Origin of the sequence: Psychrobacter okhotskensis, from assembly GCF_013248965.1 — a bacterium.
GTDB classification, from domain to species: domain Bacteria; phylum Pseudomonadota; class Gammaproteobacteria; order Pseudomonadales; family Moraxellaceae; genus Psychrobacter; species Psychrobacter okhotskensis.
The window spans coordinates 178,208-201,381 of the sequence record NZ_JABRVQ010000003.1 but is presented as its reverse complement, the minus strand read 5'-3'; the positions used below and the strand labels follow the sequence as shown (position 1 = coordinate 201,381).

General features: G+C 44.1%; 19 protein-coding genes. 16 read left to right on the top strand and 3 right to left on the bottom strand.

Features of this window, described 5'->3' with window-relative positions:
• Window positions 1-575 precede the first annotated feature (575 nt).
• The 5 genes from HQR03_RS03160 to rnr all read left to right on the top strand — a co-directional run bounded on the left by HQR03_RS03160 (window position 576) and on the right by rnr (window position 8,039).
• The gene (locus HQR03_RS03160) at window positions 576-1,106 is read left to right on the top strand and encodes a hypothetical protein (RefSeq protein WP_173239096.1); all 531 of its coding nucleotides are present in this window, start codon (window positions 576-578) and stop codon (window positions 1,104-1,106) included.
• 418 nt (window positions 1,107-1,524) lie between these two features.
• Entirely contained in the window at window positions 1,525-3,459 is a 1,935-nt protein-coding gene (gene thrS, locus HQR03_RS03155) for a threonine--tRNA ligase (RefSeq protein WP_173239095.1), read from the top strand.
• Window positions 3,460-3,482: 23 nt separating this feature from the next.
• A complete protein-coding gene (gene infC, locus HQR03_RS03150) occupies window positions 3,483-3,986 on the top strand; it encodes a translation initiation factor IF-3 (RefSeq protein WP_021813163.1) in 504 nt (167 codons plus the stop codon).
• Window positions 3,987-4,385: 399 nt separating this feature from the next.
• Window positions 4,386-5,630 carry a toxic anion resistance protein gene (locus HQR03_RS03145; RefSeq protein WP_025652976.1) on the top strand — a complete coding sequence of 415 codons (1,245 nt, stop codon included), beginning with the start codon at window positions 4,386-4,388 and terminating at the stop codon, window positions 5,628-5,630.
• 141 nt (window positions 5,631-5,771) lie between these two features.
• Entirely contained in the window at window positions 5,772-8,039 is a 2,268-nt protein-coding gene (gene rnr, locus HQR03_RS03140) for a ribonuclease R (RefSeq protein WP_101211835.1), read from the top strand.
• Between the two features lie 88 nt (window positions 8,040-8,127).
• Here rnr and HQR03_RS03135 read toward each other — a convergent pair whose 3' ends face one another.
• The 3 genes from HQR03_RS03135 to hisA form a co-directional block, all read right to left on the bottom strand.
• Window positions 8,128-8,430 (bottom strand): hypothetical protein, encoded by a 303-nt coding sequence (locus tag HQR03_RS03135; RefSeq protein ID WP_101211836.1) that lies wholly within the window; start codon window positions 8,428-8,430, stop codon window positions 8,128-8,130.
• Between the two features lie 84 nt (window positions 8,431-8,514).
• The gene (locus tag HQR03_RS03130) at window positions 8,515-10,170 is read right to left on the bottom strand and encodes a mechanosensitive ion channel family protein (protein WP_173239094.1); all 1,656 of its coding nucleotides are present in this window, start codon (window positions 10,168-10,170) and stop codon (window positions 8,515-8,517) included.
• Between the two features lie 134 nt (window positions 10,171-10,304).
• Window positions 10,305-11,042, bottom strand: a complete 738-nt coding sequence (gene hisA / locus HQR03_RS03125) for a 1-(5-phosphoribosyl)-5-[(5-phosphoribosylamino)methylideneamino]imidazole-4-carboxamide isomerase (RefSeq protein WP_025652981.1) — start codon at window positions 11,040-11,042, stop codon at window positions 10,305-10,307.
• A 938-nt stretch (window positions 11,043-11,980) separates the two neighbouring features.
• Here hisA and HQR03_RS03120 point away from each other — a divergent pair.
• From HQR03_RS03120 to HQR03_RS03070, 11 genes are all read left to right on the top strand, one after another.
• Window positions 11,981-13,333, top strand: coding sequence for a Na(+)-translocating NADH-quinone reductase subunit A (locus HQR03_RS03120; protein ID WP_173239093.1), 1,353 nt, complete (start codon window positions 11,981-11,983; stop codon window positions 13,331-13,333).
• 5 nt (window positions 13,334-13,338) lie between these two features.
• Entirely contained in the window at window positions 13,339-14,574 is a 1,236-nt protein-coding gene (locus tag HQR03_RS03115; RefSeq protein ID WP_025652983.1) for an NADH:ubiquinone reductase (Na(+)-transporting) subunit B, read from the top strand.
• Window positions 14,555-15,469, top strand: a complete 915-nt coding sequence (locus HQR03_RS03110) for a Na(+)-translocating NADH-quinone reductase subunit C (protein WP_025652984.1) — start codon at window positions 14,555-14,557, stop codon at window positions 15,467-15,469. The genes HQR03_RS03115 and HQR03_RS03110 overlap by 20 nt, the downstream gene beginning before the upstream one ends.
• A 1-nt stretch (window position 15,470) precedes the next feature.
• Window positions 15,471-16,142, top strand: a complete 672-nt coding sequence (locus HQR03_RS03105; RefSeq protein WP_025652985.1) for an NADH:ubiquinone reductase (Na(+)-transporting) subunit D — start codon at window positions 15,471-15,473, stop codon at window positions 16,140-16,142.
• Window positions 16,142-16,750, top strand: a complete 609-nt coding sequence (gene nqrE, locus HQR03_RS03100) for an NADH:ubiquinone reductase (Na(+)-transporting) subunit E (RefSeq protein WP_025652986.1) — start codon at window positions 16,142-16,144, stop codon at window positions 16,748-16,750. Before HQR03_RS03105 ends, nqrE begins: the two co-directional genes overlap by 1 nt.
• Before the next feature lie 123 nt (window positions 16,751-16,873).
• Window positions 16,874-18,109, top strand: coding sequence for an NADH:ubiquinone reductase (Na(+)-transporting) subunit F (nqrF, locus tag HQR03_RS03095; RefSeq protein ID WP_025652987.1), 1,236 nt, complete (start codon window positions 16,874-16,876; stop codon window positions 18,107-18,109).
• Window positions 18,110-18,271: 162 nt separating this feature from the next.
• Window positions 18,272-18,538, top strand: coding sequence for a hypothetical protein (locus HQR03_RS03090; RefSeq protein WP_173239092.1), 267 nt, complete (start codon window positions 18,272-18,274; stop codon window positions 18,536-18,538).
• A 197-nt stretch (window positions 18,539-18,735) separates the two neighbouring features.
• Window positions 18,736-19,536 carry an SDR family NAD(P)-dependent oxidoreductase gene (locus tag HQR03_RS03085; protein WP_173239091.1) on the top strand — a complete coding sequence of 267 codons (801 nt, stop codon included), beginning with the start codon at window positions 18,736-18,738 and terminating at the stop codon, window positions 19,534-19,536.
• A 145-nt stretch (window positions 19,537-19,681) separates the two neighbouring features.
• Window positions 19,682-20,827 (top strand): FAD:protein FMN transferase, encoded by a 1,146-nt coding sequence (locus HQR03_RS03080; protein ID WP_173239090.1) that lies wholly within the window; start codon window positions 19,682-19,684, stop codon window positions 20,825-20,827.
• Between the two features lie 307 nt (window positions 20,828-21,134).
• Window positions 21,135-21,380, top strand: coding sequence for a (Na+)-NQR maturation NqrM (nqrM, locus tag HQR03_RS03075; RefSeq protein ID WP_025652990.1), 246 nt, complete (start codon window positions 21,135-21,137; stop codon window positions 21,378-21,380).
• A gap of 444 nt (window positions 21,381-21,824) precedes the next feature.
• On the top strand, window positions 21,825-23,135 hold the full coding sequence (locus HQR03_RS03070) for an MFS transporter (protein ID WP_173239089.1): 1,311 nt from the start codon (window positions 21,825-21,827) through the stop codon (window positions 23,133-23,135).
• The last annotated feature ends 39 nt before the right edge of the window (window positions 23,136-23,174 follow it).

Below are 23,174 nucleotides of genomic sequence, written 5' to 3'. Positions count from 1 at the left end.
TCTGAATCAGCAAAAATCCACACAAGTTGTTCTTTAGTTATGCTTTTAAATAGTGTTCATCTACTGTCGTCCAGTAGGTGATTATATAGGGTGTCTCTTTCACCATTTAGCTCTAATCCCTTGCGGGTTAAGCTATCTAGCGAGCCGACTATCTTATCATAATGATTGGGATTGTCAAGCTTTTTTATAATTTGTTTCATCAGGTTAGTCAGGTTATTTATATGTAATTTACATATAAGCTTTCCTGCTTTGCCTTAATGAGGTGCGTATTATAGACGCTTTATTTATGAAGTCAAGAAGTTATTTTATTTAGTTTGAAAGTTTCTAGTTGACTACCGAGATAGCTATCCTAAACCCTTAAACGAATTAATAAGTTTGTTCAGTGGTATACCACTTCTCCAATCCGCCTTCCCTTCCGACTGGGACGCATTATACGTGGTTTCAGTTGGCCGTCAAGGGGTTTGAGTGGTTTATTTTTATTTAATCGTTTTAGAGTCATATGAGCTTTTTGCTATATTCTATACTTGTATCAATCTAAGCTTATGATAATGCCAAAACACTTATTAAGGATGTTTATGAGATCAGACTTATTGCTTATTGGAGGTGTCACTCTTTTAGCCACTGCCACTGCCACTGCCACTACTAAAATGAGTTCTGATTATACCTCTCTTAAAGAAGAAGACTGTCGAACTTTAAATACTGACCAAGATATTTATCAGGCAGATTGTCCTTCAAAGCATAATTATTTATTGCAGGCAGTAGGTCGTGATTTAAGACTTGGGGTAAATCTCATATATAACCATCATAAGGTATCTTATCAGCCTCTACCCTCTTTTCGTGTGGGTGAGACTGTTGAATGGCGATATGAGAAAGTTGGTAATTTAAAGAAATACCATGCTCTTATCTATCGTATTTATACTGCTCAGATAGATCCTTTAGATGGTGATGCCTTTTATTTATCGAGAGAACAGGACAAGCAACAATTGGTTGTCATTCGTTTAAACAAGGAAAAGTCGTGTTTGTTGGGTGTGATTGAGCCAAGTAAAAATATGAATAGAGAAGCTCGAAAACTTGCGGATAATAAATTAGCCGAATGTATTAAGTAGTTGAAAGTCTTATTACTGCCATGGTGCTTATTGATAACCTGCTTCGCTATGTCCTTAGTTATACATATTTATCCTTCTTGATATTTACATCAATAGCACCTATATATAGAAGCTTACCTAACCCCTTGCTATCTAGTGTTTATAGACGGTTTTTGCTATAATGGCCGCTTTTATAACATTACTTAAGAGTAGTTCTGCTTAACCTTATTATAAAAGGCAGCTCGCTCTCTATTATGGTTATGCGATTATAGATTATTAGATGGCTATAAATCGTGATGATATATATGTCTGCACTTTTAAGTAATGCCTATCTCTTACAACATATCACAGTGGTTGGATATAATTGACGCAGTCTTACGGTTATATGATTGATTGTTGCAATCATCACTGCCAACGGACGCAAAAAGGTGAATAGATTATGGTAGCGATTACTTTACCCGATGGTAGCGTAAAGAACTTCGAAGGCAATACAACCGTCATGGAAGTGGCGCAAAGCATTGGAGCTGGCCTAGCAAAAGCGACGGTTGCAGGACGTGTAGATGGTCAATTGGTGGATGCCTCTGATCCTATCACCCGTGATGCTAAAGTAGAAATCGTTACGCCAAAAGATGCTGATGGTGTCGATATCATTCGTCACTCGGCCGCTCACTTATTAGGGCACGCGGTCAAACAGCTTTATCCCGATGTGAAGATGGTGATTGGTCCTGTTATCGAAGATGGCTTTTATTATGACATCTATAGTGAGACGCCGTTCACCCCTGAACATATGGAAGCCATTGAAAAACGTATGATGGCGTTGATTAAGCAAGATTATGACGTCATCAAAAAAATGACACCTCGCGATGAAGTCATTAAGATCTTTGAAGAACGCGGCGAAGATTATAAGCTCAAGCTCATTAATGATATGCCAGGTGAAGAGGCTTTTGGCCTCTATCATCATCAAGAATATGTCGATATGTGCCGTGGCCCCCACGTGCCGAACACGCGATTCTTAAAGGTATTCAAGCTGACTAAAATGTCTGGCGCATATTGGCGCGGTGATGCTAAGAACGAACAGCTACAACGTATTTATGGGACGGCGTGGGCAGATAAAAAAGATTTAAAAGCCTATATCCAGCGTATCGAAGAAGCGGAAAAGCGTGACCATCGTAAGATTGGTAAGGCTTTGAACCTGTTTCATATGCAAGAGCAAGCGCCGGGTATGGTGTTTTGGCATGCCAATGGTTGGACAATTTATCAAGTGCTTGAGCAATATATGCGTAAAGTACAGTACGATAATGGTTATGAAGAAATTAAAACCCCGCAAATTGTGGATCGCAGTTTATGGGAACGCTCAGGACATTGGGGTAACTATGCAACCAATATGTTTACCACTTCAAGCGAAAACCGTGATTATGCGGTAAAACCGATGAACTGTCCGTGTCACGTACAGGTATTTAATCAAGGTTTAAAGTCTTACCGTGATTTGCCACTCCGTATGGCAGAATTTGGCTCGTGTCATCGTAATGAGCCGTCAGGTTCACTGCATGGTTTGATGCGCGTTCGTGGTTTTACGCAAGATGATGCGCATATATTCTGTACCCAAGCGCAAATTCAACAAGAAGTGGCGGATTTTATTAAGCTGACGCTTGCTGTTTATGAAGACTTTGGCTTTGACAAGATTATTATGAAGCTCTCAACCCGTCCTGAAAAACGTGTTGGTAGCGATGAGTCTTGGGACTTTGCCGAAAAGGCGCTTGCTGATGCCCTTGATAGCTCAGGATTAGATTGGGATTATTTACCCGGCGAAGGCGCGTTTTATGGTCCGAAAATTGAGTTCAGTCTAAAAGACAGTTTAGGGCGCGTGTGGCAGTGCGGTACTATTCAGGTTGACCCAAATATGCCTGAACGTCTTGATGCGGAATTCGTCAACGAGCAAAATGAGCGCGAAGTACCTATTATGTTGCACCGTGCCATCTTGGGTTCATTTGAGCGCTTTATCGGTATCTTAATTGAGAACTACGCTGGTTGGATGCCAGTTTGGCTCGCACCGCAACAAGTCGTTGTGATGAATATTACCGATAAACAAGCCGATGCCTGCGAAAACGTGGTCAGCGAGCTCAAAAATGCAGGTTTGCGTGCTATTAGCGACTTGCGTAACGAAAAGATTGGATTTAAGATACGAGAGAAAACATTAGAACGTATTCCCTATATGCTAGTATTAGGGGACAAAGAAATCGAGACGGGCAGTGTCAATGTCCGTACTCGCGAAGGTGAGAACCTTGGCGTGATGAGTGTTTCTGAATTTATAGCATTAGTACAGACCGCTGTTGGTAAAAAAGGCCGACAGACCCCAAAAACAGATGAGGAGTAATACCTATTAAACAGTCCAACCGTTTGAACATCAACGAAGATATCAGTGCCAAAGAAGTCCGTCTGGTTAAAGAAGACGGCGAACAAATGGGCGTGGTCGATATCGACACCGCGATGAAAGCGGCACGCGAAGACAATTTAGATTTGGTCGAATTGGTTCCTGAAGCCAAACCGCCAGTATGCAAAATCATGGATTATAAGCATTTCCTCTATGATCAAAAGCAAAAGGCAAAAGAAGCTAAAAAGAACCAAAAGCAGACTCAGCTCAAAGAGATGAAGCTACGTCCTAGCACTGAAGAAGCCGATTATCAGGTCAAACTGCGTAAAATCGTCAGCTTCTTGGAAGATCAAGATAAAGTTAAAATTAGCATCCGCTTCCGTGGACGTGAAATGGCGCACCAAGATATCGGTCGCAAACAACTTGATCGTATCATTGAAGATACCGCTGATATCTCAAACGTCGAACAGTATCCCAAGATGGAAGGCCGTCAAATGGGTATGCTGCTTGGGCCAACTAAGAAAAAGTAATCTATTCTTTAGATGACTGTTAGTGGTGGCTGTGAATCAATTTGACTGCTATATAATATAGACAGTTCGTTGAGATAGATAGTTATAATCTTAACCATCAATATGCTGCGGGATATTGATGGTTTTTTACTATCCAATCATGTAAAAAACAGCTTAGTCATGCAAACAATAGCGGTGCAAATAGCGCCATAGTTATATTAGACTGAGTTTGGTTTACAAAATCTGTCTTCTCAGTCTTTCGATTACAAGGTAGTCTAAAGGACAGTTTTATATTCAATCATCTCTATACAAAAAATCTATGCCAATAAAAACTATTAAACATATAAAAACATTGTGTACCACGACCATTAACGTCGTTGGCAAAAGACACAGCTCCTCTCAGATATTATAGGAAACTTCATGCAAGAATTGACCCCACCCGAAAACGCCTCTACGCCAAGTATTTCTTTGACGCCACCTGAACCGGTCAAAGAAATACAAAAAAGTGAAGCCGATCAGATGGTCAAGTTGGATGAAAGCCAAATTCCAGAACTTGATGCCAAGGTCGATGCGTTCGTCGATCACGTGCTTAATAACTCTGTCCGCAGCGCTGAATTTCAGCAAAATGTGCAATCTATTCATAATTTGGGTACCAAAGAAATTCGTGAATCCGCGCAAATATCTAACCGTATGTTAGAGTTGCCTGCGAAAAGCCTGAATGACAGCTTGTTTGACAACTCCCCTATCGCCAAGTCATTGACTGAGCTGCGCGGTATCGTCGAAGATTTAGACCCGAGTAAAAAAGAGCTGACCAGTTCGCGTAAGCTGTTTGGTCTCATACCTTTTGGCAATAAAGTACAAGATTACTTCCGCCAATACGAGTCAGCGCAGTCGCATATCAATGCTGTCGTCACCAGTCTTTATAATGGTAAAGACGAGCTGCTCAAAGACAATGCGATGATTGAGCAAGAAAAAGTCAATATGTGGGAGTTGATGCAATCTATCCGTCAATACGTCTATGTGGGCAAAAAAATCGACGAGCAACTTGAGCAAAAAGTATATGCTATAGAAGCGACCGACCCTGAAAAAGCGCGGGTTATCAAAGAGGAAATGCTGTTTTATGTGCGCCAAAAGAATACGGATTTTTTAACCCAGTTAGCCGTTAACGTCCAAGGCTATCTGGCGCTTGATACCATTCGTAGAAACAACCTAGAGCTGATTAAGGGTGTGGATCGCGCAACGACAACCACGGTATCGGCGCTGCGCACGGCTGTCGTGGTGGCACAAGCAATGACCAATCAAAAGCTTGTCCTTGACCAAATCACTGCTTTAAACAAAACCACTAGCAGCTTGATTGAGTCAACGTCAGCGATGCTCAAACGTCAATCAGGCGAAATTCACGAGCAAGCGACCAATAGCACTATCGAGCTAGATAAACTGCAAAATGCCTTTAATAATGTCTATGACACGATGGATATGATTAGTAATTATAAAATTGAAGCGCTAGAGAATATGAAGCAGACGGTCAATACTTTGACCACTGAAGTGGATAAAGCCCAGAAGTATCTCGACAAGTCTAATCAAACAACAGTGCTAGAAGTATCTAAAGAATTAAACAGTAAAAAGATTACAAACCAATCGAATACGGTTGATATCGATATTTGAGATACCTCGAGTGCTGTCGCTGATTGACGGTGACAGCCACCCGCTATCGAATACATATAAGACAATTGACGCAAGATATTGCAGCGTCGTTCGTGTTAAGATAGTCCTTATTAATAATTTTAAAAATAGATACGGTAATTTATGAGTTGGAACGATCCAAACGCCTCAAGTGAGGCAAAAAAATATGACAATCCCATCCCTAGTCGCGAGCTGATACTCAGCACGATTAATGAGCATGGCGAAGTCACCCATCAACAATTGGCAAAAGCCTTTAATATTGATGATCCTGACCAATTTGATGCTTTAGGTAATCGCCTCAAAGCGATGGCACGTGATGGACAAGTAAACCGTGATGGACGTCCTTATCGCTATCGTACGGTGACCCAGCACGATGTGGTTACTGGTACTGTGTCAGCCCACCCAAAAGGCTTTGGCTTTGTATTGCTAAGTGATATGCCTGACCTATTCTTGCATGAAAAACAAATGCGCTGGGTCTTTAATGGCGATACCGTCGAAGCAGTTGGTACCTCAACAGACAACCGCGGTCGTACCGAAGGGCGTATCGTCGATGTCGTTGAGCGTCGCCAGAATAATTTCATCGGTACATTGGCGCGTGACGAAGACGGCTACTGTGTCGAGCTTGGCAGTCCTAACAACCATCAGCCGATTACGGTCACTGAAGAGAATGTGCAGGCTTTCGAAGCTAAGCAAGGCGCTCCAGTGAAAGTAGATATTATCGACTGGCCAAATCAGCATGAGTTTGCTACGGGTAAAATCACTGAAGTGCTGTCTGATGATAACGATCGTGAATTAATCATCGAGACCACCCTGCTCAACTATGACATTCCGTCTGATTTTAGTGAAGCGGCGCTTAAACAAGCCAATGATTATCAAGAGCCGACTGAGAAAGACTTAAAAGGTCGTACGGACTTGCGTGATTTACCCCTTATTACCATTGATGGTGAAGATGCGCGTGACTTTGATGATGCCGTATTTGCCGAAAAACGCTCAGGTGGTAACTACCGCGTCTTGGTAGCGATTGCTGATGTGAGTCATTATGTCACGCCAAATTCGCCGCTTGACCAAGATGCTTATGAGCGTGGTACATCGGTATATTTCCCGCATCGTGTGATTCCGATGCTGCCTGAAGTACTGTCTAACGGTCTGTGTTCATTGAACCCTGATCTTGATCGTCTGTGTATGGTTGCGGATATAAAGATATCTCGCGCAGGCAAGGTCACCGGCTATGACTTCTATCCTGGGGTGATTCATTCACAGGCACGCTTGACTTATAATCAAGTGAATAGCTATCTTGAGGATCCACAAGACCCGAGTATTCCTAAGTCATTAACTGGTAATAAAGCGGTCAAAAAATCGGTCGATACTCTACATCAATTGTATGAGCTGCTGCTGCAAAAGCGTGAAGAGCGTCATGCAATGGAGTTTGAAACGGTTGAGACTTATATTAAGTTTAACGAAAAAGGGGGTATTGCAGCCATCTTGCCGCGTACTCGTGGTGACGCGCATAAGCTTATTGAAGAGTGTATGCTGCTCGCCAATACCTGTGCCGCTAATTTTGCGTTAAAAAATGAGCTGCCAGTGTTGTATCGTAACCATGACAAACCTGATGGTGAAAAGTCGATGCGTGTCCATGAATACGCGAAAAACTTTGGCTTAAGCTTCCCAGAAGAAAACCCAACGCAAGCGGATTATCAGCGGATTATCGAAGCCACCAAAGACCGTCCCGATGCGATCAGTATCCACAGCATGCTACTGCGCTCAATGATGCAAGCGAATTATTCGCCTGACAATATTGGTCACTTTGGCTTAGCTTATGACGAGTATAGCCACTTTACCTCGCCGATTCGCCGTTATCCTGACCTCATGCTGCATCGCGCGATTAAAGCAAAAGTCACTAACACTAAGCAACCAGTGATGGACTTCTCTTTAGAGGGTGCTGGCACGCAGACGTCAGATACTGAGCGCCGCGCTGAGAAAGCATCACGCTACGTAGAATCTTGGCTCAAATGTCATTATATGAAAGATCACGTCGGTGAAGAGTTCGACGGTGTGGTAACGACGGTTACTAGCTTCGGTCTATTCGTCACCTTAACTGACTTATATATCGATGGCTTAGTACATATCTCCAATGTTGGTGACGATTTCTTTGTCTATGATGAGCAGCAACAGCAACTTATTGGTAAAGATAAAGGTACGCTATTTGGCTTGGGCGATTTGGTCAAAGTAAAAGTGGCCGGCGTCAATATGGATCTGCTACAAATAGACTTTGATCTTAAAGCGAAGCTGCAATCTAGCGAGATGAATCAAACGAAAAAAGATCAACCAAAGAAAAGCCCTGCTAGAAAAAACAGTAGCCGAAACAATAAAGGCACTAGCAAAAAAAGCTAACGTTGAGTAAAAACCAATCGTAATAAAAAAGGCTAAAGTTTATCTTTAGCCTTTTTTTGTGCGCGATGAATACGTGATAACTGCTTAACTACTGCGCATTACTCATCTGCTCTACGCGCTCTTGATTGACCTGCTCGGCTTGCTCTATTTGGGCAGTGGCATTATCGAGAATGGCTTTAGGCTGCTTACCAAGAGGCTGGCTTGCGATATCGGTGTTGGTGCTCACGGTATTACCTTCAGAGCTAATAGCAGTATCTGGCGCTGCTGCCGTGGCGCTGCTACTGGTCGTCGACGCTATCCGACTCTCGTGGCGACTGCTATTAAACATGTTGAAACCAATTAAGATAACAATACCAGCTAGGGCGAATATAATCAGATGCTTCATTTGCATAAAAATGTCTCGTATATTTTAATAATATTGTCTTATACGTTTTCATGCATTTTTTATGCCTAGTTGTGAGGTTTTTTTGGACATTTACTCTTGCGGACTATTATTACTCAATAAATCCGTCTCATCTGAGTTTTCGGCAATTTCTTGTTCGACCTTTTCCATTAACTTCTGATCAGGACGAGCATTTAGCACCTCTTCAGCGTTACGTCCCTGTAAGATGTATTTAGCACGGGCTTTGGCTTGTTTTTTGTCTTTGTCATCAGCACTGCTATCATCAGCTTTATTGATAGCTATAGATTCCGGTGTGGTCGGCGTAACCGTCATATCAGCATTAGCCCCATGAGCTTGGCCAGCGCGATTATTACCTTGTAGATGCTCCAAGGCTTTTTCTAACTCATTATTGAAGCGTAAACGATAGATAGGCTCAGGAAGACCAAAGCCTTCATCCTCTAGGGCGTGTTTGGTTTCACGTATGGCGATACTGCGTGCTTTGGCAAAATCCGTTTCTGATTGATCCACCCAAACCTGAAACTCAAGAATGATATTGGAATCGCCAACATTATTAATGACCGCAATCGCTTTGGGTTCATCTAAAACAAAATCTAACTGACATATCGCATCGATACCTACTTTGATGGCAGCAAGCGGATCATCATTGGCATCCACGCCCAGCTCAAAGGTAAAACGTCGTTCAGGGTTTTTGGTGTAATTTAAAATAGTGCCTTTGAAGACTTCTGCATTTGGAATACGTAGCTGATTGCCATCCAACGTCATCAGAATCGTCGCACGTGATGTCAAACGCACCACAATACCCTCTTGCCCGTTAATGACAATCTGATCACGAGCGCGAAACGGCTGACGAATACTCAGCATCAACGAGGCAATATAGTTCTCAATAGTATCCTTGACCGCAAAACCAACCGCGATACCGATAACACCCGCACCGCCAAGTAGCGTCCCTAGGATCGTTTCTGCCCCTATCAAGCTCAATGCCAAGATCAAACCAAAAATAATAAAGATTACTTTGACAGTTTGTGCCAGCAGTTCAGCGACGAAAGGATTGGGCGTGAGCCGTTGCCACATATTTTTTCGATTGGACAACCAGCTACCAAACCATGTAACCAATCCAAAGATAACAATGCCGACCAAGAGTAAAGGCACCGCTTTGACTAGGTTTTTAACTTGCGCTTTGAGCCCTTGATAAACCGTCGTGACGTTATCCTGAACATCCAGCGTTCGATTGATATTATCCTCAACGGTGACCACATCCGTCAAACGATTGGTCAAATTAATGGCTTGTTGCGCCTTTTTTTCGTTGGGAGTTTCTCCTGCTAAAGTCACAACGCCTTGAGTAACACTGACACTGACCGCTTGCAACCCTTCTATTTCAGAAAAAATACCGTTGATACGTTGACGAATGTCATTGTCTTTTAAGGGTGTGGGGGTGGTTTCGATTTGAGCATTGTTGGTGCTCTCACCACTAATCACCGGTGGGTCGGCAGCAGGGGGGAGGTTTTGCGATTCAGCTTCTACAGAGGTCTCGCCTTCTGTAGAAGTTGCAGCATCTTCATTAGACACTTCTTCTGGCGTACTCTCTATACCCAAGGCCGTCGTGACACCAGCTATGTCTTCACCAACAGCATAAGCGGGCAAAGTAAAAACGAGGCTTAGTAGCAATAGCAGCTGGCCCCACACTGTTAAAAACTTGCGTGTCATCGGGCGGTCAAAATAGGCGGCCATAAGCATCCTTTGCTCAGTATTTTTTTGGGTAATATTGTGATTTCAAACTAGCAAGTGTCCTCAATCTGAACGTGAACAACTAAATGGGCTAAAAACAGTAATTAAGATAGCCCATTATTGACCGTTTAAATCCATTAGCTGTCTAAATAACGTTGCGCTTCCGCTAAGTCCAATGTGCCTTCATAGATAGCGCGGCCAGTAATAATACCTTCAATACAATCACCATAAGGCTTAAGCAATTCGATATCTTGCATATTGGTCACGCCGCCCGAAGCAATCACTGGCAGGCCACCTTCACGTGCTAAATTAACCGTTTGCGGGGCGTTAACGCCTTGCATCATGCCATCGCGGGCAATATCAGTATAAACGATTGACGATACGCCCACATCAGCAAAGCGTTTGGCAAGCTCAGTGGCTTTGGTATCCGTCACATTCGCCCAGCCATGAGTCGCCACCATGCCGTCTTTGGCATCGATACCAACGATAATATGTCCGGCAAATTCGCGGCAGGCTTCAGCCACAAAATTAGGATCTTCAACGGCCTTAGTGCCAATAATAATATAGGTTAGTCCGGCAGTGATATACTGCTCGATGGTGTTCATATTACGCACACCGCCGCCCAACTGAATAGGCAACTGCGGAAAAGCTTTGGCGATGTCGTTGACGACTTGCTTGTGTACTGGCACCCCATCAAAGGCACCATTCAAATCGACCAAATGCAATCGGCGCGCACCCTCGTTTACCCAGCGCGCTGCTACGGCAACGGGATCGTCCGAGAACACCGTATCATCTTCCATACGGCCTTGTTTTAAGCGCACACATTTACCATCTTTTAGATCAATAGCCGGGATAATGACAGGGACAGCACACATATAGCATTCCTTATAAAACGTAATATTAAAAATAAACAGCAAAGTTAAACAGTGATAAAAAGCCCCACTCAGTGAGCTAACAGAGAGTCGTCTAAAATTGAATCCTAACGGTATTTGAAAATCTCATTTGAAAACCTCTGTCCTTATATTATGAACAAATGAATAGTGTGAGCAAATGAAAAAATCTGCCAATCATAACCATAAGTTTGAGCACTCTGAGACACTGGCAACATTAGGTAAATTCAATTACTGACTGGCAATTTTAGGTCAATTTAGCGTATAATCCTAGGTAAATTTGTATTTGTTTCTAAGTGATAGCAACCATGCGCTACACATTTTTATTCACTCATAAATGAGTTGATGTTGCATGGCGGTCAGGATGAATCGAACAACAGCCATATATGTTTTTAGATCATTGGCTGATACGTTGTTGAACGGATGATATTAGAACTCAAAATAGGTCACCTGCGATAGGTCAACCTGCGCCATTACACTCTAAATGAATTTTTTGCTTGAATGGTATGTTGCCTTCATCAGTTATTTATTTGATTCACTCTTGTCCCTGAGCCAATCACTCTGAGTTACAAATTTTAAGATTTTAATAAATCGCATGGCAAAACTGTCTTTTTTATAGCAATTGCTTTTAGCAACCAGCTTTGACAATAGACTTTGATTGGATGATTTTGCCATGCACCTTGGTAGCCAGTCGCCACTTTGGTAATTCGAATAAGACATTAACGTGTTGTTAAGGAGTCTAAGGTCAGCGTTAATACTCTTACTAGTAGTTATGATCCAGCGTTACATTTAAGTGCTTTGTCTCCGCCCTATTTTAGGATGTGGCTGATTAAGGGCTTTGATGAAAAACGTGACGTTCATGCTACCGATATACCAAACAGGACGTCTGGTATCGTTTTAGACTATGGACTAAGTTTTCGCTTATGATTACCATCAAAAAAGGTTTGGATTTGCCCATCACTGGTGAACCCTCCCGCGAGATATCTGAGCACAGACCTGCCCATGTGGCACTCATTGGCTATGATTATGTGGGCATGAAGCCCACGATGAATGTCAAAGAAGGCGACATCGTAGCTAAAGGTCAGCCCGTTTTTGAAGACAAAAAACGTGTCGGCGTTATCTACACTGCCCCTGCTGCTGGTAAGGTCATCGCCGTTAATCGCGGTGAGCGTCGTGTGTTCGAAAGTCTTGTGATTGCGGTCGACCCAAACGGTGAAGAAGTAGAATTTCAGCGCTACGACTCCCAGCAACTTGCTGACCTAGATTCTGAAGTCGTTGAAACCCAACTGCTTGCCTCTGGTGAATGGACCGCGTTCCGTACGCGTCCCTATAGCCGTTCTCCTGAAATCGGTGCCCGTCCGCACGCCATTTTTGTCACCGCGATGGATACCAATCCCTTAGCGTTTGACCCGATGCTGCTGATCAATGAGCAACTGCAAGCGTTCAACGACGGACTTGCGGTACTATCGACGCTCAGCCCTAAGACCTTTGTCTGCCATCATGGTGATGCCCAGCTGACGCCAGTTGCGAAGACTGCGGCTAACAATGTCACTGAGTATCATAGCTTTGCTGGCAAACATCCAGCAGGTCTGGCTGGCACGCATATTCATTTCTTGCATCCAATCATGCGTGGCGTGAGCGTCTGGACGATCGGCTACCAAGACGTGATTGCGATTGGGAAGCTATTTACCACTGGGCGCTTATATACGCGTCGCCTGCTAAGCCTAGCAGGCCCTGCGGTCAAAAACCCACACCTAATCGCTACCGAACGCGGTGCAGATATTACTGCCTTGACTAAAGGTCAACTGATCGATGGCGAGAACCGTATTATTTCAGGTTCAGTGCTATCGGGTCGCCAGTCATTTTCGAATATTGCCTATGTTGGTCGCTTCCATGATCAAATCAGCGTGTTGCCTGAAGGTCATGAACGCCCAGCGTTCCATTTCTTTACACCAGGTGCAAACCGTTTCTCAAAACTGCCTATCTACATCTCGCAGTTCTTCGGTCGCAAAAAATACAACTTTACCACCACCAGTAACGGCTCACCGCGCGCGATGGTACCTATCGGGGTTTATGAAGAGGTCATGCCACAAGACTATCTGCCAACGCAGCTATTACGCGCGTTGATTGTCGAAGACATCATCACGGCAGTAGACTTGGGCGCACTTGAATTGGACGAAGAAGATTTAGCATTATGCACCTTCGTATCTCCTGGCAAATATGAATTCGGTGATATTTTGCGTGATAACTTAACGCGCATTGAACTGGAGGGCTAACCACGATGAAATTTTTACACAATATGTTCGATCGTATGGAGCCGTCTTTCACCAAAGGTGGCAAACACGAAAAATACTATGCCATCTTTGAGATGTTTGATACGTTTTTGCGTCAACCAGACTCAACGACATACGCCTCATCACATGTGCGTGACGGGATTGATCTAAAACGCATTATGATTACCGTCTGGCTATGTACCTTCCCAGCAATGTTTTGGGGTATGTACAATATCGGTCATCAAGCATTGACAGCTATTACTCAACTTGGCTTGCAGCCTGAAGGCTGGCGTACCATCATCACCAGTATGGCAGGCTATAACCCAGACAGTATTTGGGCGAGTTTTGTCTACGGGGCGATGCAGTTCTTACCGATCTATATCGTTACCTTTGCCGTCGGTATTTTCTGTGAAATTATCTTTGCCGTGGTGCGCGGACACGAAGTCAACGAAGGTTTCTTTGTGACCTCTGTATTATTCGCACTATGTCTACCACCAGATATTCCATTATGGCAAGTAGCCTTAGGTATCATCTTTGGTGTGGTCGTGGCCAAAGAAGTCTTCGGCGGTACCGGTAAGAACTTCCTTAACCCTGCCCTATCGGGTCGTGCGTTCCTATACTTTGCGTATCCTGCTTATATGTCAGGCGACTCAGTATGGACAGCAGTTGACGGCTTTTCAGGAGCGACACCACTTGGCCTAGCGGCACTTGGCGTAGTACCTCAGGATTTCGTCGATGTCTACGGTAATGCCATCACGTGGGGTGATGCGTTCTTAGGCAACATGCAAGGCAGTATCGGTGAAGTATCGACCTTAGCAATCTTAATGGGTGCAGCAGTTCTGTTATGGACGCGTATTGCCTCATGGCGCATCATGGCAGGTTGTGTGGTTGGTCTGATTGCCACCTCCCTTGTCTTTAATATGATTGGCTCTAAAGACAACTTGATGATGAGCCTACCGTTTTACTGGCATTTAGTAATTGGTGGTTTTGCATTCGGTGCTGTCTTTATGGCGACCGATCCAGTCTCTGCTGCGCATACCAATAAAGGCCGCTGGGCTTATGGTATCTTGATTGGCTTTATGACCGTATTGATTCGCGTCGTCAACCCAGCCTTCCCAGAAGGCATCATGCTGGCCATTCTATTTGCCAACTTATTTGCTCCATTGTTTGATTACTTTGTGACCCAAGCAAACATCAAACGCCAAACAGCACGGAGGGTTCGCTATGTCCAAGCCCAAAAGTAATAATGCGAAAACCATCAGTGTGGCATTGACGCTATGCTTGGTGTGTTCCGTATTGGTCTCAGCAGCTGCTGTTGGTCTAAAGCCAGCACAAGTCGAAAACGCACGCTTAGACCGCAACAAAAACATCTTAGTCGCCGCCGGTATGTACGATGCTGAATCTGATACCGCTGACGACGTTACTGAGCGCTTCAAAGATTTTGAAGTAAAAATCATTGACTTGAATAAAGGCAATTATGTAGAGGATGACGCGCTAAAAGCCGCGGGCATCCCTGATCGTAATGATTATGACGCTAGCCAAGCGACCAAGAACAAAGCACTGAGCGATGACTTAGGGGATAACGATCCAGCCAGTATTGGTCGCAAGCCTAAATACGCCAAAGTCTACGTCAAAGAAGATGACGCAGGTAAGCCTGAGATGGTGGTACTACCGATTCAAGGCTATGGCCTATGGGGTACGATTTATGGTTTCTTAACGCTTGAGAGCGACATGAATACCATCAAAGGTATTAGTTTTTATGAGCATAAAGAAACCCCAGGCCTTGGCGCTCGCATCGAAGAGCCAAAATGGCGCGCGATGTGGAGCGGTATCCACTCGTATGACGAAAACGGTGACGTGGCAACGGGTGTGACCAAAGCGGGTAATCCAAAAGACAACTGGGTTGACGGTATCAGCGGTGCAACGCTAACCAGTCGCGGTGTGAGCAACATGATTCAGTTTTGGTTGGGTGAGCAAGGTTATAAGCCTTACCTAGATTTGCTACGCGAACAGAACGGTCAAACGCTTGACAGTGTTGATGCCCAAGCGAGCCAGTCGACACCACCGGACAATAAGAGCGCTCAACCGACAACCGAACTGGCAGCGACCCTACCAGTAGCAAACGGCAAGGAGGCATAACATGGCTGACACTAAAAGTATTTTAACCTCGCCTATCTTTGATAATAACCCCATTGCCCTACAGATATTAGGTATCTGTTCGGCACTGGCGGTGACGACCAGCATGTCCAATGCGTTGGTGATGTGTGTGGCGTTGACTCTGGTAACAGCGTTTTCGAGCTTCTTTATCTCTATTATTCGTAAGCAAATTCCGTCAAGTATTCGTATTATTGTACAGATGACCATCATTGCCTCACTGGTTATTTTGGTCGATCAAGTGCTAAAAGCCGTCGCTTATGATGTCAGTAAAGGTCTATCGGTCTTCGTTGGCTTGATTATCACCAACTGTATCGTTATGGGCCGTGCCGAAGCCTTTGCCATGAGCAATCCACCCGTACCCAGCTTTTTGGACGGTATCGGTAACGGTCTTGGCTACTCGGCGGTGCTGTTATTTGTCGCGACTATCCGCGAGCTATTAGGTGCAGGTACGTGGTTTGGTATTACCATCCTACAGCCTGTTACTGATGGCGGTTGGTATATTCCAAACGGTCTATTACTGTTGCCACCGTCAGCATTCTTTATCATTGGATTATTCATTGCCATCGTTCGTATTTGGAAACCAGAACAGGTTGAAGATGCTGAATTTGTAATGAAGCCGCAGTCTAAAGGCATGGCACATGGAGGCGGTCACTAATGGGACATTATGTTAGTTTATTTATAACCTCAGTCTTTATTGAGAATATGGCGCTGGCCTACTTCTTAGGTATGTGTACTTTTTTGGCAGTATCGAAGAAAGTGTCCACTGCGATTGGTCTTGGGGTTGCAGTCGTCGTCGTGATGGCGATTACCGTGCCGCTAAACAACTTACTATTTCAGTTCATTCTAAAAAATGGTGCGCTGGCATGGGCAGGCTTCCCAGATATCGACTTAAGCTTCTTAGGTCTGCTCAGTTATATCGGTTTGATTGCTGCCACGGTACAGATTCTAGAGATGTTCTTGGATAAGTTTGTCCCAAGTCTCTACAACGCGCTAGGGGTATTCTTACCGCTCATCACTGTCAACTGTGCCATCCTAGGTGGCGTGCTGTTCATGGTTGAGCGTGACTACAACTTTGGTGAATCGATGGTATACGGCGTCGGCGCAGGTTTTGGTTGGGCACTGGCGATCACTGCATTGGCTGGTATCCGTGAGAAATTAAAATACTCAGACATTCCAGCGCCGCTGCGTGGTCTCGGTATTACCTTTATCACGGTTGGTCTGATGTCACTTGGCTTTATGTCTTTCGGCGGTATGTCAATCTAGACCGCTAAGCTTAAAAGCCTATTTAGCGATTTGACCTATTTAATTCATTTATTCGGTAGGGGTTCAGGAAACACGCAATGACGTCTTTTCGCACCCCTACTCCATAGATTAAGGATACCTACCATGGATTACGCTACGGCGATTGGTGGCGTTGCTATGTTTACCTTGATCATCATGGGACTCGTTGCCATTATTTTGGCAGCGCGCTCAAGACTGGTCAGTTCAGGCGATGTTACTATCCATATCAATGACAATCCCGATAATGACGTCGTGACACCGGCAGGCGGAAAACTACTACAGACACTGGCGAGCGAAGGTATTTTCTTATCTTCAGCCTGTGGTGGTGGTGGTACGTGTGCGCAGTGTCGTTGCCGCGTTATTGAAGGGGGCGGTTCTATTTTGCCTACCGAAGAAGGCTATTTTACCCAAGGTGAAATCCGTAATCACATGCGCTTGGCTTGTCAGGTAGCTGTTAAGCAAGACATGAAAATCGAGATTGATCCTGAATTCTTTGATGTACAAAAGTGGGAATGTGAAGTTATCTCTAACGATAACGTTGCCACCTTTATTAAAGAGCTAGTGCTTAAAATTCCAGAAGGCGAAGAAGTTAACTTCCGCGCTGGTGGTTATGTACAGTTGGAAGCGCCACCGCATGAAGTACATTACAAAGACTTCGATGTGGCCGAAGAGTATAGAGAAGACTGGGAAAAATTCGGTATCTTCAACTATGTCTCAAAAGTTGATGAGCCGGTTATTCGTGCTTATTCAATGGCCAACTACCCAGAAGAAAAAGGCCTTATTAAGTTTAACATTCGTATCGCTAGTCCACCGCCACGTGGCCCTGACGGTATCCCACCAGGTAAGATGTCTTCTTGGACATTTAGCTTAAAGCCTGGTGATAAAGTGACGGTTTCAGGTCCTTATGGTGAATTCTTTGCCAAAGACACCGAAGCTGAGATGATCTTTGTGGGTGGTGGTGCAGGTATGGCACCGATGCGCTCACACATCTTTGATCAGCTTAAACGCTTAAACACTAAGCGTAAGATTAGCTTTTGGTACGGTGCACGCTCTATTCGTGAGATGTTCTATGTTGAAGATTATGATCAACTAGAAGAAGAGTTCGATAACTTTGAGTGGCATGTGGCTTTGTCTGATCCGCTTCCTGAAGACAATTGGGATGGCTATACTGGCTTTATCCATAACGTCTTGCTAGAAGAGTATCTCAAAGATCATCCAAACCCAGAGGACTGTGAATATTACATGTGTGGGCCACCGATGATGAACGCGGCGGTAATCGACATGTTGCATAGCCTTGGTGTTGAAGACGAAAATATCATGCTTGATGACTTTGGTGGTTAAGCCGACTGGTTAGAGAAACACGATTAAATTAATACTATAAAAGAGAGTCTCAATTGAGGCTCTTTTTTTATTTTTATAACCTTACATTTACTATAGTTAGTTGCTAACATTCAAATCGATAGTTATGTTTTTTGGATAATATTCTCAACTCAAGGTTATGATATGAAATTTGGTGTATTTACGGGCTTTGTTGCCTCTGTTTTATTCATCTCTGGTTGTACGACTGACCCTATGTCTCATCGCTCAGTACAAATGGCCCAACCTACTTGGCAAAAAGCAGGTGTCTCACAAAATGATGTGAACAGCGCTCTACAAAAATGCCGCTATGATATCGGTATGGCAAACGTAAATAGTGAGAAAGAAAATACATTATTGACTGCTTGCTTAGAGTCAAAAGGTTATCGTTATACAAATGCTAGAGTAAATTAAAGAGAATACCTCTAGAGTTTATGTAGTGATGAAAAGTATTAGAAATTAAGGGCATCCTATTAGATGCCTTTTTTATTTTTTTGAATTTAATATATGATGGTATCCAGTTTGTGGCTTTAAAATAGAAATATTCTTAAGCTAAAAAAATCATTGGCTAAAGTCTATGAAAAACTTCAATTATTTAAGAAAGGATTCTTATGAAAGCTAAAGTAAAGGAATTAACCATTTGGATAACTGGTGCTTCTAGCGGTATCGGTGAAGCCTTAGCCATTGCTTTTGCCAAACGCGGTGCTCGGATTATCTTGAGTGGTCGTGATGAGGCAAAATTGGCAGCGGTCAAAAAAAGCTGCAAACACAGCAAAAAACATATCATTATGCCTTTTGATATTAGTGATGCCGAGCAAGCGAAAGAAGCCTATGACGCTGCTATCACACAAGCAGGGAACATTGACTGGCTGATTAATAATGCTGGCGTCAGTCAACGCGCGCTTATTATGGAAACCAGTGAAGAGGTCGAACGGCAAATTATGGAGATAGACTATTTTGCACAAACCCGTCTCACAAGATTGGTTTTGCCAGATATGATCGCACAAGGCGGCGGCAAAGTCGTGATGATATCAAGTGTGGCAGGCTTACTCGGTACGCAATATCGCGGTGCTTATGGCGCAGCCAAGGCCGCCTTGCATATGTGGGCGAACAGTTTACGTGCAGAATTGCATGATCAAGGCATAGAGGTTGCTACCATATTTCCAGGCTTTATCCAAACCAACGTTTCTATTAACGCGCTGACAGGAGATGGTAGCGCCCAAGGTACCATGGATGAGGCGACCAATAAAGGACTGACTGCAACTGCCTTTGCCAAGCAAGTCGTTAAGGCGCTTAGTAACGATAAAGAATACATCATCGTTGGTGGCAAACAAGAAAAACTGGCCACGAGAGTCAATCGCCTATCACCGCCAAAGCTCTATAAGTTAATACGTGAGTCGCAAGTGAAATAATAAGCATAAATATACTAGGGACTCATTAACACGCTTGCTGACTTTTGCAATTTTAGAGTTATTGGCGTTATGGGTGGCAAGGGGTGTAAAATAGGCAACGCTTAACTAAAGCCACATTCACCCCTGATGCTATAGCAAAGAGCTTATGAAAAATTTAATGTATTCCTTGTCTACTAATAAAAACAACACTATCGCCCTATATGGCTTCATTGGTCTCATCGGTACAGTGAGCCTCACTGCTTGCCAGCAAACGCCAGATTATAATTATCTGAGCGGTGAGACGATGGGCACCAGCTACCATATTAGCTATCAACTACCGGATGATGTAGACGAAACTGCCATCCAAGCCGCGATTGATAAGCGTTTGCAAGATATCAATGACAGCATGTCCACTTATCAAGCGGACTCTACTATTTCTAAATTTAATCAATTAGGCAAAGATACGCCGATTGCTATCGACTCCGATTTCAGCCATGTATTAGAGGCGTCTAGGCAAGTCTATCAACAATCAGGCGGTGCCTTTGACCCGACAGTGATGCCACTGATTGAGACATGGGGATTTGGTAGCACCATGACGGTTGAGCGCCTACAAAGCCCGCCAACTGCGCTAGAAATCGCGCAAGCAAAAGCCTTGGTAGACTTTGAGAGCGTGGTGCAAAACGACAACGGTCTTATTAAAACCAAAGACGGCATCGAGCTTGATTTTTCAGCAGTGGCAAAAGGCTACGGAGTTGACGTTATCGCTGACGTCCTCAAAAACAACTATAAAATCCGTAATTATATGGTCGAGATTGGTGGTGAAATTGCGACCTCTGGTGTCAATAACCAACAGCAACCGTGGCAAATTGCGATTGATGCGCCTATCGACGGTAGCACCGTTAGCGAACGCCAAACAATTACCGCCATCCGTCAACCGATGAACACGACGAATCAGATGCATCTAGCAACGTCAGGGAACTATCGCAACTCGGTCGTCTTTAATGGTAAGCACTATAGTCACACGATCGATCCCACCACTGGCAAGCCTATTGTTGGTGGTGCTCCTTCGGTCACCGTGGCTGCAGATTCGGTTGCGTTGGCAGATGCCTGGGCAACGGCACTGACGGCGATGCCTTATGAAAAGGCCTTAAAAGTCGCTAAGGAACAAAACCTAGCCGCGCTGTTTGTGATATTAGCTGACGGTATCAAGCCTAGTGATTCTTTAGCCAAAGAACGTTTAGACAGTATCGATGATTGGCAACTAGTACAGACACCGGCGATGATGAACCTGCGTGCTGATAAACAACCGTAAATTTCTAGGGCGTGTCCTCATTTTAAAAATGAGGATAAAAGCAAGGTAACTTGCTGTCAAACAAGGAAAATAGCGCAGATCATATCGATGATATTATCTAGCTATTTGATGATGTTTGGCCGATATTTGGCGATGTTTAACCACTTTTAGCCTATTTAGATCGCTATCGGTTGAATTGAGGGCATGCCCTAGTGTAATGCTGTAAAGAACACCCTATTAGTATCAACGAGCAATGCAAAAATTTGCTATACTATTAGTAAGTTATCTTTACTGATGACTGCCCTATTTTTAAAACGAGGCCTCCTCTATGCTTAGCCAACTACTTCCCATGCTTGCTATTACCTTTACTGTATTTATCCTATTCTTTGTGTTTATGGGTATCGGTTATATGGTCAAAAAAAAGCCGCTTAGAGGATCTTGCGGCGGCGTTGCAAAACTGATGGGCGATGAAAACTGCTCGTTTTGTGGTAACGATCCTAACAAATGCGATTCAATCATCGCAGAGCAGCAAGAAAACGCGCTTAGAGCTGCTCAATTAGGCAAATCTGTATAAAGGTCACATTGGTTACCATACGCTGGTAGCATTTACCTTACATCTGTTCTTATAATAGCGTCTAGTCACTTTGAAAGTGGCTGGCGCTATTTTTTATTGTGCCATCAGCTGTTTATATGGTTGGTTTTAGATCAGTTGTCCATAAAAGGGTGAGTGAAAAAAGTGCCAATAATAGCTTCAGCGCGCCTGATGCCGTAGCCACGTTATGTGTGATTGACGACAATCAATCTCTCAAAGCCATACTCGTATAGGCTATTACTCATATATAAAGCCACTACCCATACATTATGTTTACCCTAGCTTATAGGGTAACAAGCTCGTACTCCTTGCGCTGTGCAAGTAATGTCTAGTTCTGATTTGCGATTCTGATTGATAATGTTAGTCACCGTTTAGGTGCGTTTTCCTTAGTGTTATTTATCAGCGACGATTCTTCGGCGTTGTTTAATGACGTGTCCTTTTTCTCATTTTAATAATAGTCGTGCTGCTATGTCTACCTCCTCCCATTTGCCGTCTGATTTGCCACCACAGTCTCACCCAGATACCTCGTCAGCGTTTAAGCTGCCTTCATCGCGCTTCACTTTTTGGCTCGTACTATGCGCCATGATATTACTGGCGACCAATATGCGTGCGCCTATTGTCGCCCTTGGCTCTATTGCACCAGTGGTGCAAGAGGCGCTCAATATCTCTGAGACGCAGATTGGTTGGCTGGGTGCGGTGCCGATGCTAACGTTTGCAGTGGGCGCGCTTATCGCACCAACGATTGGTAAGCGCTTTGGTCTTGAGAATACGCTCATTGCGATGATTGGTTTATTAACGGCAGGTATGATTATTCGTACTGTCATACCAACTTGGCTGGGATTCTTAACGGGTACTTTATTACTGACCTTGGCTATCGGCTTTGCTAACACCTTGGCGGCACCCGTTATCAAGCAGCGCACTCCGCAACATATTCCATTGATTACTGGCCTATTTAGCCTGACCATGACGGTGTCTGCGGGTATTGTCGCAGGGGTGGTATTACCGTTATCTGAAAGTGTCGGTTGGCAATGGTCGCTCGGTGGTTGGTCGTTGTTGGGACTATTTGCCCTAGCGATTTGGGTATTTTTGCGTTTTAGTTTGGGCTCTTCTAATCATCAAGCTGCTGTTTTGCCGCCCTCAGGATCTTCAAAGATTTCGATGTGGCGTACGTCTTTTGCATGGCAAATAGCGGTATTTATGGGCTTGCAGTCATTACTGTTTTATACTGTAGCCAGCTTTTTACCTTCTATTTGGGTCAGTAAGGGTTTAACTCCAGTTGCTGCTGGCCAGATGGGCTCGGTGTTTCAATTTATGGCGCCGCTCTCTATTTTAAGTTTGACTTGGCTCGTCAATCGTGGCCGCCCTATTCAAGCGCTCGCGATCTTAGCTACGGTGCTCAACGTCATTGGGGTGTTAGGAGTCAGTTATCTAACCCCTGATTTAGCTTGGCTGTGGTCAGGTTTGATGGGAGCAGGTTGTTCTGCTATCTTTACGCTCAGTATGATGCTGTTTTCCCTGCGCACTTATACCACCAACCAGTCCAGCGAGCTATCGGGCATGGCGCAGTTCGTTGGTTACTTGCTAGCATTCTTTGGTCCGTTAGGCACAGGTTGGCTACATGAATTAACTGGTAATTGGGACTTAGCACTGTTACTTATGCTGATCTTGATGGTGATTAATGTCGGTTTTGCGTGGTTAGTCAGTCGTCCGATTATGGTCGATGGTAAACAGGTTTAGTTGAGTATTTATTAAAACATTGCTAACAGGAATAATACT